The sequence below is a fragment of the Symbiopectobacterium purcellii genome, from assembly GCF_052050035.1.
In the GTDB taxonomy this organism is placed as follows: domain Bacteria; phylum Pseudomonadota; class Gammaproteobacteria; order Enterobacterales; family Enterobacteriaceae; genus Symbiopectobacterium; species Symbiopectobacterium purcellii_A.
Window position 1 is genome coordinate 892,248 of record NZ_CP189882.1, and the last position, 13,833, is coordinate 906,080.

The following is a 13,833-nucleotide window of genomic DNA, read 5'->3' on the forward strand; positions in this document are numbered from 1 at the left end:
CCGCATCACACCTCAATATCCGCCCGATCGCCCTTCTCTTGCAGCCAGTTGCGGCGATCTTCCGAGCGTTTCTTCGCCAGCAGCATATCCATCATCGCCAGCGTTTCGGTCACATTATCTTCACTGATGGTGAGCTGCACCAGACGGCGCGTATTGGGATCAAGCGTGGTTTCGCGCAGTTGTAGCGGGTTCATCTCTCCCAGCCCTTTAAAGCGCTGAACGTTAGGCATGCCCTTCTTGCGCTTCAGTTGCTCCAGTACGCCGGCTTTTTCTTCTTCATCCAGCGCGTAGAACACCTCTTTACCCAGATCGATGCGGTAGAGCGGCGGCATGGCGACATACACATGGCCGCCCGCGACCAACGGGCGGAAATGGCGCACAAATAGCGCACACAACAGCGTGGCGATGTGCAAACCGTCCGAGTCGGCATCCGCCAGAATACAGATCTTACCGTAGCGCAACTGGCTGAGATCGTCGCTGTCTGGATCCATTCCGATCGCGACAGAGATGTCATGCACTTCCTGCGACGCCAACACTTCATCAGACGAGACTTCCCACGTATTGAGGATCTTGCCCTTGAGCGGCATGATGGCCTGAAACTCACGCTCACGCGCCTGCTTGGCCGAGCCGCCCGCAGAATCCCCTTCCACCAGAAACAGTTCGGTTTTATTCAAATCCTGTGAGGTGCAGTCTGCCAGTTTCCCCGGTAACGCCGGGCCGCTGGTCAATTTTTTGCGCACCACTTTTTTAGCCGCGCGCATGCGGCGTTGGGCGCTGGAAATTGCCAATTCGGCCAGCATTTCAGCCGCTTGCACGTTCTGGTTCAGCCACAGGCTAAACGCATCCTTCACCACGCTAGACACAAACGCGGCGCACTGACGTGAAGAAAGGCGCTCTTTGGTCTGCCCGGCAAACTGCGGGTCTTGCATCTTCACCGACAGCACATAGGCACAGCGTTCCCAGATATCTTCCGCGCTGAGCTTCACGCCGCGCGGCAGAATATTGCGGAATTCGCAAAACTCACGCATGGCATCGAGTAAACCCTGACGCAGGCCGTTAACGTGCGTCCCGCCTTGCACCGTCGGGATCAGGTTGACGTAACTTTCCGTCAGCAGTTCGCCCCCTTCCGGCAGCCACAGCAGCGCCCAGTCCACCGCCTCGGTATCGCCAGCAATAGCGCCGATAAACGGTTTTTCCGGCAGCGTCTGCAGACCGTTAACCGCTTCGCACAGGTAGTCGTTCAGACCATCCTGATAGCACCAACGCTGTTCGGTATTGTTGACCTTGTCTTTAAACGTGATTTCCACGCCGGGGCACAGCACCGCTTTAGCTTTCAATAAATGCGTCAGGCGAGAGACAGAAAAACGCGGGCTGTCAAAAAAGCTGGCATCCGGCCAGAAATGCACACGGGTGCCGGTGTTGCGTCGTCCGCAGGTTCCGCTCACCGTTAGCGCCTGCACCTTTTCGCCGTTTTCAAAGGCAATATCATAAACCTGCCCATCGCGGCGCACGGTCACTTCCACGCGTGAAGATAACGCGTTCACCACCGAGATGCCCACGCCGTGCAAACCGCCGGAGAACTGGTAGTTCTTGTTGGAGAATTTCCCGCCAGCGTGCAGGCGACACAGAATCAGCTCAACAGCAGGCACCCCTTCTTCCGGGTGGATATCCACGGGCATGCCACGGCCATCGTCAATCACTTCAAGTGACTGATCTTCATGCAGGATCACGTCGACACGGCGCGCATGGCCCGCCAGCGCTTCATCGACGCTGTTATCAATCACTTCCTGCCCCAAATGGTTAGGGCGAGTGGTATCGGTGTACATCCCCGGACGGCGGCGCACCGGTTCTAAGCCGCTGAGCACCTCAATGGCGTCAGCGTTATAACTTGATTGACTCATATTCGCGTTAGTCGTTGTTTAAATGTGTAAAACGGAATGGCGCTGAGAGGATACACTGTCCGCGGACGGCGCGTTGTCGTTGCCCGTGTCAGTAAGGACAGTGCAGTACAGAACGGATCAATCGTCGCTCAATCCCAGGAAACGCACAATAGGGTCAAAATGGTGTTCAAACCCAACAAAACTGTGGTTCCCGCCCGATTCCACCGTCTGGCGACACGCCGTGTAATACGCCACAGCCTGCCGATAATCCAGCACTTCATCCCCTGTCTGGAGCAGACACCACAGTAAATCCGGCGCCTCGAGTGATTCAATCTGCATCACTTTCAGGTCGTAAATATGCCGAGACTCTAGCACATATTCTTCACCTGTATAGGGGTTACGATATTCGCCGAGATGTCCCAGCAACAGTTCGAAGGGTTTCACCGCCGGATTGACGACGACGGCGGGCAAGGTAAAGCATTGCGACAGCCATGTGGCATAATAGCCGCCCAGCGATGAGCCCACCAAGCCGATCGGATGCCCCGCGCGCTCCATCACCAGCGACTCCAACAGTTCGGCCGCCTCCGCCGGATAAGGCGGCAGTTGCGGCACCAGCATCTCTATCTGGGGGTGATGCTGCGCCAACCATGCGGCCAGCGCCGTCGCTTTGGCCGATTTCGGCGTGCTGTTGAATCCGTGAAGGTAGAGTAGCGTAGGCATTAATAGCCGTCCGAATCCATATCAGGCAAAAATTCACTGCCGTTCAGGCGGTAAACGCGCGTCTCCAGCGAACCGTCCGATAACAGATCCAAATAACGCCAGCCGGGCCCGACATCGTCAATGGTAAAATTGGTGCAGTGCGGTTTGAACTGCACACAGGTGGAAGGCGTCGCCATCAGTCTGCGTCCGTTCCAGTCAAGATCCAGCTCCTGATGAATATGTCCACACAGCACATTTTTCACCTGCGAATAACGCGCCAGCACCGCGTCCAGATGGTGCGCGTTACTCAGGCTGTGCTGATCGAGCCAGGTACAACCTGAAGCCAGCGGATGGTGATGTAACAGCAACAGCGTATGACGCTCTGGAAAACGTAGCAGGCTGCGCTCCAGCCATTCGAGCTGATATTCACTCAACTCACCGTGGGGCACGCCAAATACCTGGCTGTCTAACAAAATAATCTGCCAGGCATCGCCCAACAGCACGTGCTTGGAAGGCGCAATGCCAGCCTGTGCCAGCACATCCACCATCGCAGGCTGGAAATCATGGTTTCCCGGCAGCCACACGCAAGGCGCGGGTAACTGCGCAATGCCGCGCGTGAAGTGATGGTAGGCCTCCTGCGAATGGTCCTGAGCAAGATCTCCCGTTGCCACAATAAGGTCAACATCCTGCCCCTGCGCCTGAATAGCAGACAGCACGGCATGGTAACTACGGTATGTGTTCACGCCGAGCAGTGTCTCGTGCTCGCCAGCAAACAAGTGGGTATCGGTTATTTGTAAAATCCTGATTCTGGCCCCACTCGCCACAGGAACTTTCAGCAGACTTTCCAAAAAATAGTATCCTTGGTTACTGAAATCTGTCTAACAAACTGGAATAGGAATTTAACGGTGCCGATGTAAAACCATACGCCAGGCAGTACCTTAGCCAATCAGCAAGAAACTGATTAATTTGATGCTTTTCATCACGTTGATGTAATTTTTTATTCGGGTAATCATAACGTGCTTTAAAACGGTAGATCTGCTGACTGGCACACACTTCCGCAACCAGCGCGTCGTGGTAAAGCCGCACGCTCAACGTTGGCAGGCTCCAATAGCTGACGGCAGGCGCAATCTGCTGGATTTCAACCAATGAGGTATAACGCGTGGATTCCACTATCGTTAAGCGATAGCTTGCATTATTTACATGATAAACCGCACTTTCTCCGACTTCATCCTTTCGCGGCAATAAACGGCGTAATTGTGCGAAATTCATTTCGCACAGCCGCATCATGGCCGGAAAATCCGGGGTGTAGCGTTTCATCAGCTTACTCCGTCCACGCCTGTCTCAATTGCGTATGGTGCAACGCCAACCATTGCAGCGCAATGACAGATGCCGCGTTATCAATAATTCCACTTTCCACCCAGGCATAGCTCTGTTCGCGGCTGACAACATGCACCCGAATGTCTTCATTCTCTTCGGCTAGACCGTGAATGCCCTGTGCGGCACGGGCATCCACTTCGCCCACCATTACCGCCAGACGCTCACTGGTGCCTCCCGGGCTCGCCAGATAGTTGATAATCGGTTTACAGCGCCCGACGTTAAGACCGGCTTCCTCCTGCGCTTCCCGTCGCGCCACCGCTTCCAGAGACTCACCCGGCTCAATCATGCCCGCCACCAGTTCAAACAGCCACGGACTCGGGCTGGTGTCATAAGCGGCAATGCGGATCTGTTCAATCAGCACCACCTCGTCCCGTACCGGATCGTAGGGCAGCAACACAACTGCATGACCACGCTCCAAAATTTCCCTGCTGACTTCGCCGCTCATCTCACCGTTAAACAACCGATGACGAAAACGGTAGCGCTCCAGCGAAAAAAAACCCTCGTACAGCGACTCTCGTGCAATAATTTCTACATCGTCTTTATGGAAAGTCGCCGGATGGGACACAGACACAGCCATACCTTAACTCCTTGCGAGCAACAGCAGGTACCTGGACGTGTCTCATGTATCAAGATGGACATCATACTTGCGATGCTTTGTGATAAATTGGATTAATATACCCTAAATAATTCGAGTTGCATGAAGGCGGCAAGGGAGTGACAAATTTGTCTGGAACAAATTTGAACAGCGCTTGCGCTGGCCCGTAGGGTGAATCTCAGGGATGAGATTCATTAATCCCGATGCGCTTACTCAGGTAAGTGATTCGGGTGAACGCGCGCAGCCAACACACAGGCAACTTGAAGTATGACGGGTATAGAACACCTATTTGACCAAACGTTAGGGTCTGAGAGCAAATTAAACCCTCTAATGGGGTCTGTCAGGGGGAAGATGGCACGTTCAGCCAACTTATCCTATTGGCACATTCTGATAGAATCTGCCGGATTCGTTTTTTGACAACGCTATCTCCGCTACATCGTTGCCTTAGCTGCACAACAAGGAATGCACATGAAGAAATTGCTCCCTCTTCTTATTGGTCTAAGCCTGAGCGGCTTTAGCGCCGTGGGTCACGCGGAAAATCTGTTACAGGTCTATCAACAAGCAAAAACCACCAACCCGGATTTGCGCAGCTCGGCAGCCACCCGTGATGCGGCTTTCGAGAAAATCAACGAGGCGCGCAGCCCCCTGTTGCCACAACTCGGACTCGGTGCTGACTACGGTTACACCAACAACTTTCGCGGCTCTCAAGACGGCGTCAACAGCAATGCTACCAGCGGTTCCTTGCAGTTGACCCAGACCTTGTTTGATATGTCGAAATGGCGCGCCCTAACGCTGCAAGAAAAGCAGGCGGGCATTCAAGATGTGACCTACCAGACGGCCCAACAGTCGTTGATTCTGGATACGGCTACCGCTTATTTTAACGTGCTGCGCGCCATTGATGCGCTCTCCTACGTTAACGCCCAGAAACAGGCCATTTACCGCCAGCTCGATCAAACCACCCAGCGCTTTAATGTCGGCTTGGTGGCTATCACTGACGTACAAAACGCCCGTGCCCAATACGACAGCGTATTGGCCAACGAAGTGTCTGCGCGCAACACGTTGGATAACGCGCTGGAAAATCTGCGTCAGGTCAGCGGCAACTTCTACCCGCAACTGGCAGAGTTGAACATCACCCGTTTCTCTACTGAGAAACCGGGAGCGATCGCCACCTTACTGAAAGATGCGGAAAGCCATAACCTGAGCCTGTTGTCCGCGCGACTCAGCCAGGATCTGGCGCGTGAGCAGATCCGCTCAGCGGAAACCGGCCATATGCCAACGTTGGATCTGACGGCTTCCTCCGGTGTCAGCAATACGCGCAATTCTGGTGCAAATAAGACAGCGGCAGAGGTCGATGCAGGCCAAAACAAAATCGGCCTGTCATTAACCGTGCCGCTCTACAGTGGTGGTGACACCAGTTCACGCGTGAAACAGGCGCAACACAGCTTCGTCAGTTCCAGCGAGCTACTGGAAAGCGCACACCGTTCCGTGGTGCAGACCGTGCGTTCCTCGTTTAACAATATTTCTGCCTCGATCAGCAGCATCAACGCTTATAAGCAGGCCGAAGTATCAGCGCAAAGCTCTCTGGATGCGATGGAAGCGGGCTATCAGGTCGGTACACGTACCATTGTCGACGTGTTGGATGCCACCACCACGTTGTTTAACGCCAAGCAGCAGCTGTCTAACGCGCGTTACGACTACCTGATCAACCAGTTGAACATCAAGTCAGCGTTGGGCACCTTGAATGAAAACGACTTGCAGGCGCTGAACGGCACGTTAGGCCAGGACGTTTCCACGTCACCGGTCTTTACTGACAACAGCGCGCCGGAGCCGAAAGCACCGCGCAGCTAATGACGTCGTCCCCGTCAGGCAGTTAATGACCTTAAGGAGATACCCAGCGTATCTCCTTTTTGTTTGGCTCTGATTTATTCCAAGCCGTCCAGGCACGCAATAAAATGTATAGCAACGTAAAGAGCAGGCGTTCTGACAGGCGTAATGCTTTAAATTCAGCCAGCCATCCCCTATGCTAATGCACACTTGGCATACCTTTGGCATTGACGCATTACCCTCTGGGATAATCACATGAAACGTACAGAAAACATACAGAAGGACGCTTTCCGAAAAGGGTGGCGCACTTATAGTCTGGCACCGGTCGCACTGGCGATCAGCGCCGCGTTTATTCTGGCCGGTTGCGAGCAGACTGACGAAACCGTGTCGATGTATCAAAATGCGGATGACTGCTCAGCAGCGAACCCATCCATGAGCGCGCAGTGCACTACGGCGTACAATAACGCGCTAAAAGAAGCCGAAAAAACTGCACCGAAATATGCCAGCAAAGAAGACTGCGTCGCAGAATTTGGCGAAGCGCAATGTACGCCAGTCCCTGCGCAGGCAGGCACCGCCGCTCAGCCAACACAAACCAGCAGTTCCTGGATGCCGCTGATGGCCGGTTACATGATGGGCCGTATGATGAGCGGTGGCGCAGGCTTTGCCCAGCAGCCGCTGTTCTCCTCCCGCTCTCCGGCAAGCCCGGCTAACGGCCAGTTCGTTGACGCCAGCGGTAAAAGCTACGGGGCTGCCACCTCCGGTCGTAGCGTCACGGTTCCCAAAACAGCGCTGGCTCCTAAACCCGCCACCACTAACACCATCACCCGCGGTGGTTTTGGCGAAAGTGTCGCCAAGCAGACCACGATGCAACGTAGCAGCGCCAGCACCGGTTCCAGCTCCTCTGCTCGCAGTATGGGCGGCTAAGGGACATAAGCATGAAGCGCGTTGATATTGCCGAACGCCCGGATTGGCGTGAAAAGGCGACAGAGTTTGGTTTCAACTTTCACACCATGTACGGCGAGCCCTACTGGTGTGAAAATGCTTACTATCAGTTCACGTTGGCGCAGATCGAGGAGTTGGAAGCAGCAACCGCCGAACTGCACCAGATGTGTCTGCAAGTGGTCGAAAAGGTAGTCAGCAGCGATGCGTTGCTGACCAAATTCTGCATTCCCAAGCATACCTGGGAATTTGTCAGAAGCTCCTGGCGCAGCCAGCAGCCCTCGCTCTACTCACGCCTCGATCTGGCCTATGACGGAAAAGGCCCGGCCAAGCTGTTGGAAAACAATGCCGATACGCCGACATCGCTGTATGAAGCGGCCTTTTTTCAATGGTTGTGGCTGGAAGATCAGAAAGAGGCTGGTAAGCTGCCGCAGAATGCCGATCAGTACAACAGCATTCAGGAAGCACTGATCGCCCGGTTTGAAGAACTGCGCCTCAATCATGGCTTCGGTCTGCTGCATATGGCGTGCTGTCAGGACACCGAAGAAGATCGCGGCACGGTGCAATACCTTCAGGATTGCGCGTTGGAAGCGGGCCTGCCCACAGAATTTCTCTTTATGGAAGAGATTGGGCTGGGTGAAAAAGGCCAGTTCACCGATATGCAAAATCAGGTGATCGGCAACCTGTTCAAGCTCTACCCGTGGGAATTCATGCTGCGCGAAATATTTTCCACCAAGTTGGAAGATGCGGGAGTACGTTGGTTAGAGCCGGCCTGGAAAAGCATTATCTCCAACAAAGCGCTGCTGCCAATGCTGTGGGAAATGTTCCCCAACCACCCCAACCTGCTACCGGCCTATTTTGCCGATGACGACCATCCACCACTTGACAGCTACATGGTCAAACCGCTGTTCTCACGTGAAGGTGCCAATATTCAGATCGTGAAAAATGGCCAGCAGATCGCTGCTGTTGACGGCCCTTACGGCGAAGAAGGCAAGATCGTTCAGCAATATCACCCGCTGCCAACCTTTGGCGACAGTCATACAGTGATCGGCAGTTGGTTGGTCAACGATCAGCCGTGCGGGATTGGTCTGCGCGAAGATCGCGAACTGATCACTCAGGATCTGTCACGCTTTTACCCGCAAATCATTCTGGACTGATTCTCGTTGCCAGGAAAAGCCACTAAACCCAGTGGCTTTTTTATTAGCATTACTGCACTAATACCATGATGTAATTGAGTTAATTCCTGAAAATATTAAAGAACAGACTCTGTTCGCCGATATTTAACAACGTTATTTACCTCATGGAAAAAGGACTTTTATGAAAAAGCGACTTCTGTCTGCGTTGCTGCTTTGCGCCGTCAGCACCCTGTTTACCGTCCATGCCGCCGACACCGCCTCTCTGCCTCCCGATGTTAAAGCCATCTACGATGAAGATACCGATCTGGTAAAACGAGCAGAACAAGGCGATCGCCCCATTCCCACTCGAAACGCAACAAAGTGACCCACTTGCCAGAGTCGGATAAAATCACCGTTCTGGCCATACTGGAGAGCCTGTTGCATGCAGGGAAAACATCTGACTCAGAAAGAACGGTTCTACATCGAAAAGCGGCGTGGTGAAGGTGTCAACCAAGCTACCATCGCCAGAGAGCTTGCTCTGCCTCGCTCGACCATCAGCAGGGAACTCAGACGCAATATCGACCCTACTTTCAATGGTGTCTACTGCTGTAGCAGGGCGGACACTCTGGCCCGGGAACGCCGTCATAACACTCTGCCAAACAATGCTTTTTACCCGTTGGAGCCACACATTCAGAACTTCATCAGGCAGGCGCTTTCCACTCACTCTTCACCTGAAATCATCAGTGGCCGTTTGCACCTGGAATTCGGTATATCTGTCAGCAAGAATACGCTATATCGCTATATCCTGCAGGAGAGACAGGCTGGCGGGGAGCTATATCAGCAACTTCCTCATCGGGGAAAACGTTACAGGTACAATGCCGAAAACCTCAAATCAGGCCCTATTCCCAACCGTGTTGGTATTGAGTATCGCCCAGCTCAAGCCGAGCTTAAACAGGAGCCTGGCCACTTCGAAATTGACACTATTTTTGGCAAAGACCAGAAGTCATTCTTGTTAACCATCGTAGATAACGCATTGAAAACCGTCATCATTCGCAAGCTGCCTAATAAGCGTGCGGAGACTGTGGTTGCTGCTTTCAGGGACATTGAAGCTAATACCTTTTGCAAGTTTAAGACCCTAACAGCTGATAACGGCCCTGAATTCGCTCTGCACGAGCAAATTACTCAAATCACAGGGGCGCAGGTCTACTTTGCCCATCCTTATCATTCCTGGGAGAGGGGCTTGAATGAGCACACCAACGGGCTGATACGACGTTTTTACCCAAAGGGAACAGACTTCAGTCAGGTCAGTCATCGTAAGATTGCCGAACTCGAACACATACTCAATACAAGGGGCAGAAAATCGCTGGGCTATCGTTCCCCCAATGAGGTATTTTTAACGCACTTACTGGTGGCATAAGCCTCTACCGTTTTGTTGCGTTTCGAGTGGGAATGGGGCTCTGGAAGCACAGAACCGCCTGGCGTACAACCTGACCACCAGCGGTTCAGACAGCGCCTGGAAAGAAGGGTTTGTGTGGCTAAAACGCGCAGCAGATGATGGACATGTGCCATCGCAGTTTGCGGTAGGCAAAACCGAAAAGAATTCCACACGATCCACAGCAGGGGCAGACGTACCTGACCAAAGCGGCTGATGCTAATTTACCCGTCGCGCAAATGGCGCTGGCCAGCCTGCTCGCCGATGGCACCGTGATGGACTCTTTGCCATCCCAACTGCCCAGCACATAGAGCAGCGGTAAAAAGTGGTCGGGCGTCGGGTTCGACAACGCCGCTCCTTTATGTTGCATAAAGTCCACCAGCGGGTGGTTATCTCCCTGATAGTTCATGTTGTCTTTGACAAACTGATTGAAGGAAACCGCCCAGTCATAAGGCGTGGCATCGCCATCCCATTTCACCATGCGCAGGTTATGCACCACGTTGCCGCTGGCGACAATCATGTAGCCTTCATCACGCAGCGCTGCCAGTTTGGTCCCTAACTGGTAGTGATACTCTGCCGATTGCGTACCGTCCACGCTCAGTTGCACCACAGAAATATCCGCATCCGGGTACATTTTAATCAACACGCCCCAAGAACCATGGTCAAACCCCCATTGCTCGTGGTCAGCAATCACCGGCAGCGGTGCCAGAGCCTGTTGAATGCGCTCCGCCAATTCAGGCGATCCCGGTGCCGGATACTGCGTATCAAACAGCGCCTGCGGGAAACCGCCGAAATCGTGGATGGTGCGCGGTTTCTCCATCGCTGTCACCGCCGTACCACGGGTATACCAGTGTGCCGAGACCGCGATAATGCCTTTCGGACGCGCCAGGGTTTCACCTAACTGACGCAATGCACGCGTATATTCATTTTCTTCCAACACGTTCATCGGGCTACCATGGCCGAGAAACAGTGCGGGCATCCGGGAAGTGTTCATAGAAGTATCCTTAGTGAGCCATATTGATGTGCCAGTGCACTCGATAGGATTACTCTACGCCCTTTTTCATCGGGAGAAAGTCACCGGCGCGTGATGAAGAACATCAATAAATTTGAATCATCACGTTGCATGCCCGCCACCTTAAAGCCAGCACTTCGCTCCCCTCATTCATAATGCCACCCCGTTTCCCGCCATTCGAGGCTGTGCGTAAGCCTCAAACCAGAAAGAAAAGCTTCATCGTGTGATACAACAATCATTGCCCCCGGAAACGTAGATAACGCAGCCTCAATCGCCTGTGTTGATGTCAGATCGAGATGGTTGGTGGGTTCATCCAGCAACAGCAATTGTGCGGCATCGCGACGCCAAAGCACGCAAGCCAGAGCCGCCTTCAGACGCTCCCCGCCGCTCAATGCCGCCAGAGGTAGAGTAATTTTATTCGCATCCAGTTGCAGTTGCGCCAGCCGGGTACGCAATACGCCTTCTTCCAGCGGCGTATCGTCGGCATTAAGATGCGCCAGTACCGACAAGGAGAGATCCAACCGCGACAAATGCTGGTCGAGATAAGCGGTGGTGACTGAAACACGACAGTCACCCGACACCGGCGTTTCGTCTCCCATCATCACTTTGAGCAGGGTCGATTTGCCACAGCCATTTGGCCCACGCAGCGCTACCCGCATCGGGCCATCTATCCTCCAGTTGAAAGGAACCTTCACGATGTGGGGCAAAACCAGATTATCCATCACCAACACCGGTTTATTGGGGGCGACATGGCTACCTGGCAGCGTAAATAATATCGGGCTATCTTCATCGACTTTTCCCCGCATCTCACAGACAGCAGCATTAAGCACATCGTTTTGCTCACGGTGCTGTTTACGCAGCGTGCCTAAACGCGCTTTTGCCGCCGCTTTGTATTGCACCCGCTCAAACGACGCGATATTCAGTGAATCAACGGTACGTAAGGTCTGTGCCGAGCGTCGCTGGCTGGCATCATGCGCTTTTTGCAAACGCATTCGGGTGCGCCGACGCTCGGTTGTAGCATGTTCCAATGCCGCCTGAGCAGCCTGCTGCTCGGCCTGACGCTGCCGCTGATAGTCATCATAATTGCCGCCATAGTTGCGCAACCCCGTCGGGGTCAGTTCCAAAATGCGCGGCATCATCACCAAGAGTTCACGATCGTGCGTTGCCACCAATGCGCCGCCACGTCGCTGGGAAAGCTTGTCGTAAAACCACGCTCTCGCCTGTCGATCGAGGTGGTTCGTCGGCTCATCAAGCAGTAAATAGTCAGCATCAGCCATAAATGCCGCGCACAGCAGTGCCCGCACGCGTTCACCACCGCTCAGTTCAGCAGCACGTTTATCAGGAACAAATGCCGGCAAGCGGGCTTCGGCAAACGCCGCCGCCAAGCGTTCTTGTAAATCCCAGGCCCCCTCCAGAAGTTCGAGATCTTCCAACTGATAGTCACCTGATTCGACGCGCTGACGCGCGGCAAAAATGGCCTGGTAACCCAGCAAATCAGCCAGCGTTGTCGTTGATAAAATTTTATGCAGCTGAGCAACATAAGCCAGAGAGCCCGCACGCTCAATATGACCGAAAGCGGGAACCTCGAGCCCTGCCAGCAAACGCAGCAGCGACGTTTTTCCGCAGCCGTTACGCCCGACCAAGCCAGACAATGAGGGATCAAGCGAAAGATTAAGTGGACCGAAAAGCGTCAAGCCGGTCGCAAATTGACAGGTGACCTGATGCAAAAGAAAAGCAGGGGATTGCGCACAATTAGCCATAAGCACTCCTGAATGAAATCAATAACCATCCCCGATAACGCATTCGCGTTAGCAAGGATCCGAATTCATCAGTCGTGTTTGTTCATTTTCCGTGTGTGCTCCGTTGGGACGAGAAGTTCGTCGCAGTAAAGGTTAACGGGACCCCAAGCCCTGACTCAAGGTTAATTTTTATCCCGTTTAAGAACCTGATATAAAAATGCCGTGTATTGGTGTGAGCAGGGATGGTGTAATTCAGGCCAGCAGAGCTGCTGACACTAAAAACTAGTTGCTGAATAGAGACTTGCATTTTTTGTCAGGCTATTGAGAATAAAAAGAGGTTTAACTTAGAGAATAAAGGTTTGAAATGATCAACAAAGAGCGGTTGTTACGAGATAATCGTTTATGTAAAGCAATCATTGGATTATCAGTCGAAGAATTGAAAAATTTAGCCGCTGAATTTTCAGCTTGTTATTTGATTTATCGGAAAAAGAATCGAAAAGATCACGAGCGGCAGATGGGTGCAGGGCAGAAAGGATTTATCCCAACCCCATTAGATAAACTGCTTTTTATTTTATTGTATTTAAAATGTTATCCGACCTATGATTTGCAAGGACTTCTTTTTGGTTTAGATAGAACACGGGTATGTCGCTGGGTAAAAATATTATTGCCGGTTTTAGAGATGACCTTGGGGCGAGAATGTGTTTTGCCCGCTCGTCAAATTCGCTCTGCTGAGGAATTTTTTCGCGCCTTTCCTGGAGTTAAAGACGTCTTTATTGATGGGACAGAGCGACCTGTCCAAAAGCCTAAGAATCTGCGTCGGCGAAAAAAAATGTATTCGGGAAAGAAAAGACAGACCACTCGAAAAGGGCTTATTATGACTGACGAAACAAGGCAAATTGGATTTATCCCCATGAGCAAAAATGGGCGCCGTCACGATAAACGCTTACTCGATAAAGTCGATATAATTCGCCATATTCCTCCTGAGGTAACCATCTGGGCAGATACCGGTTTTCAAGGTATAGATAAACAGCATCCTAATACACAAATCCCAAAAAAAGGAACTCGAAAAAGACCTTTATCGCCTGAACAAAAACAAGAAAATAAAATAATCTCGGGCATCCGTATTACAGTTGAACACGCCATCGCGGGTATCAAGCGCCTCGAGACTGTAAAATAATCTGTGTAAATGGCATTTTGAGGAAAACCTTCAAAGGATAACAA

The 13,833-nt window shown here is 52.6% G+C and carries 12 protein-coding genes and 1 pseudogene; 6 read left to right on the forward strand and 7 right to left on the reverse strand.

Annotated elements, in window-relative coordinates; translation table 11 throughout:
• Positions 1 to 5 precede the first annotated feature (5 nt).
• The 5 genes from parE to nudF all read right to left on the reverse strand — a co-directional run bounded on the left by parE (position 6) and on the right by nudF (position 4,533).
• On the reverse strand, positions 6 to 1,901 hold the full coding sequence (gene parE / locus ACQGXV_RS07145) for a DNA topoisomerase IV subunit B (protein ID WP_440866021.1): 1,896 nt from the start codon (positions 1,899 to 1,901) through the stop codon (positions 6 to 8).
• A gap of 117 nt (positions 1,902 to 2,018) precedes the next feature.
• Positions 2,019 to 2,600, reverse strand: coding sequence for an esterase YqiA (yqiA, locus tag ACQGXV_RS07150; protein ID WP_440866022.1), 582 nt, complete (start codon positions 2,598 to 2,600; stop codon positions 2,019 to 2,021).
• On the reverse strand, positions 2,600 to 3,427 hold the full coding sequence (gene cpdA / locus ACQGXV_RS07155) for a 3',5'-cyclic-AMP phosphodiesterase (RefSeq protein ID WP_440866023.1): 828 nt from the start codon (positions 3,425 to 3,427) through the stop codon (positions 2,600 to 2,602). Before cpdA ends, yqiA begins: the two co-directional genes overlap by 1 nt.
• Before the next feature lie 16 nt (positions 3,428 to 3,443).
• Positions 3,444 to 3,896, reverse strand: coding sequence for a DUF1249 family protein (locus ACQGXV_RS07160; RefSeq protein WP_440866024.1), 453 nt, complete (start codon positions 3,894 to 3,896; stop codon positions 3,444 to 3,446).
• Positions 3,897 to 3,900: 4 nt separating this feature from the next.
• Complete coding sequence (gene nudF, locus ACQGXV_RS07165) at positions 3,901 to 4,533, reverse strand: ADP-ribose diphosphatase (protein WP_440866025.1); 633 nt, start codon at positions 4,531 to 4,533, stop codon at positions 3,901 to 3,903.
• Between the two features lie 486 nt (positions 4,534 to 5,019).
• On the opposite strand from nudF, the gene tolC reads away from it, so the two are divergent.
• The 5 genes from tolC (at position 5,020) to ACQGXV_RS07190 (ending at position 9,846) form a co-directional block, all read left to right on the forward strand.
• On the forward strand, positions 5,020 to 6,399 hold the full coding sequence (gene tolC, locus ACQGXV_RS07170; RefSeq protein WP_440866026.1) for an outer membrane channel protein TolC: 1,380 nt from the start codon (positions 5,020 to 5,022) through the stop codon (positions 6,397 to 6,399).
• Between the two features lie 231 nt (positions 6,400 to 6,630).
• On the forward strand, positions 6,631 to 7,299 hold the full coding sequence (locus ACQGXV_RS07175) for a DUF1190 family protein (protein WP_440866027.1): 669 nt from the start codon (positions 6,631 to 6,633) through the stop codon (positions 7,297 to 7,299).
• An 11-nt stretch (positions 7,300 to 7,310) separates the two neighbouring features.
• Positions 7,311 to 8,471, forward strand: a complete 1,161-nt coding sequence (locus tag ACQGXV_RS07180) for a glutathionylspermidine synthase family protein (protein ID WP_440866028.1) — start codon at positions 7,311 to 7,313, stop codon at positions 8,469 to 8,471.
• Positions 8,472 to 8,631: 160 nt separating this feature from the next.
• Positions 8,632 to 8,814: a hypothetical protein gene (locus ACQGXV_RS07185; protein WP_440866029.1), complete on the forward strand. Its 183-nt coding sequence runs from the start codon at positions 8,632 to 8,634 to the stop codon at positions 8,812 to 8,814.
• Positions 8,815 to 8,871: 57 nt separating this feature from the next.
• Positions 8,872 to 9,846 (forward strand): IS30 family transposase, encoded by a 975-nt coding sequence (locus ACQGXV_RS07190; RefSeq protein WP_440866030.1) that lies wholly within the window; start codon positions 8,872 to 8,874, stop codon positions 9,844 to 9,846.
• A gap of 277 nt (positions 9,847 to 10,123) precedes the next feature.
• Here ACQGXV_RS07190 and ygiD read toward each other — a convergent pair.
• Both ygiD and ACQGXV_RS07200 read right to left on the reverse strand, forming a co-directional pair.
• Positions 10,124 to 10,855, reverse strand: a pseudogene (gene ygiD / locus ACQGXV_RS07195) (4,5-DOPA dioxygenase extradiol); the annotation flags it as partial.
• A gap of 164 nt (positions 10,856 to 11,019) precedes the next feature.
• Positions 11,020 to 12,633 (reverse strand): ABC-F family ATP-binding cassette domain-containing protein, encoded by a 1,614-nt coding sequence (locus ACQGXV_RS07200; RefSeq protein WP_440866031.1) that lies wholly within the window; start codon positions 12,631 to 12,633, stop codon positions 11,020 to 11,022.
• Positions 12,634 to 12,976: 343 nt separating this feature from the next.
• Between ACQGXV_RS07200 and ACQGXV_RS07205 the strand changes: the two genes are divergently transcribed.
• Positions 12,977 to 13,789: a transposase family protein gene (locus tag ACQGXV_RS07205; protein WP_440866032.1), complete on the forward strand. Its 813-nt coding sequence runs from the start codon at positions 12,977 to 12,979 to the stop codon at positions 13,787 to 13,789.
• Positions 13,790 to 13,833: the final 44 nt, after the last annotated feature.

Bases quoted from the DNA above. Each gene is read 5' to 3' on its own strand.
- parE (WP_440866021.1), bottom strand. From the start codon at position 1,901: ATGAGTCAATCAAGTTATAACGCTGACGCCATTGAGGTGCTCAGCGGC.
- yqiA (WP_440866022.1), bottom strand. From the start codon at position 2,600: ATGCCTACGCTACTCTACCTTCACGGATTCAACAGCACGCCGAAATCG.
- ACQGXV_RS07160 (WP_440866024.1), bottom strand. From the start codon at position 3,896: ATGAAACGCTACACCCCGGATTTTCCGGCCATGATGCGGCTGTGCGAA.
- nudF (WP_440866025.1), bottom strand. From the start codon at position 4,533: ATGGCTGTGTCTGTGTCCCATCCGGCGACTTTCCATAAAGACGATGTA.
- tolC (WP_440866026.1), top strand. From the start codon at position 5,020: ATGAAGAAATTGCTCCCTCTTCTTATTGGTCTAAGCCTGAGCGGCTTT.
- ACQGXV_RS07175 (WP_440866027.1), top strand. From the start codon at position 6,631: ATGAAACGTACAGAAAACATACAGAAGGACGCTTTCCGAAAAGGGTGG.
- ACQGXV_RS07180 (WP_440866028.1), top strand. From the start codon at position 7,311: ATGAAGCGCGTTGATATTGCCGAACGCCCGGATTGGCGTGAAAAGGCG.
- ACQGXV_RS07185 (WP_440866029.1), top strand. From the start codon at position 8,632: ATGAAAAAGCGACTTCTGTCTGCGTTGCTGCTTTGCGCCGTCAGCACC.
- ACQGXV_RS07190 (WP_440866030.1), top strand. From the start codon at position 8,872: ATGCAGGGAAAACATCTGACTCAGAAAGAACGGTTCTACATCGAAAAG.
- ACQGXV_RS07200 (WP_440866031.1), bottom strand. From the start codon at position 12,633: ATGGCTAATTGTGCGCAATCCCCTGCTTTTCTTTTGCATCAGGTCACC.
- ACQGXV_RS07205 (WP_440866032.1), top strand. From the start codon at position 12,977: ATGATCAACAAAGAGCGGTTGTTACGAGATAATCGTTTATGTAAAGCA.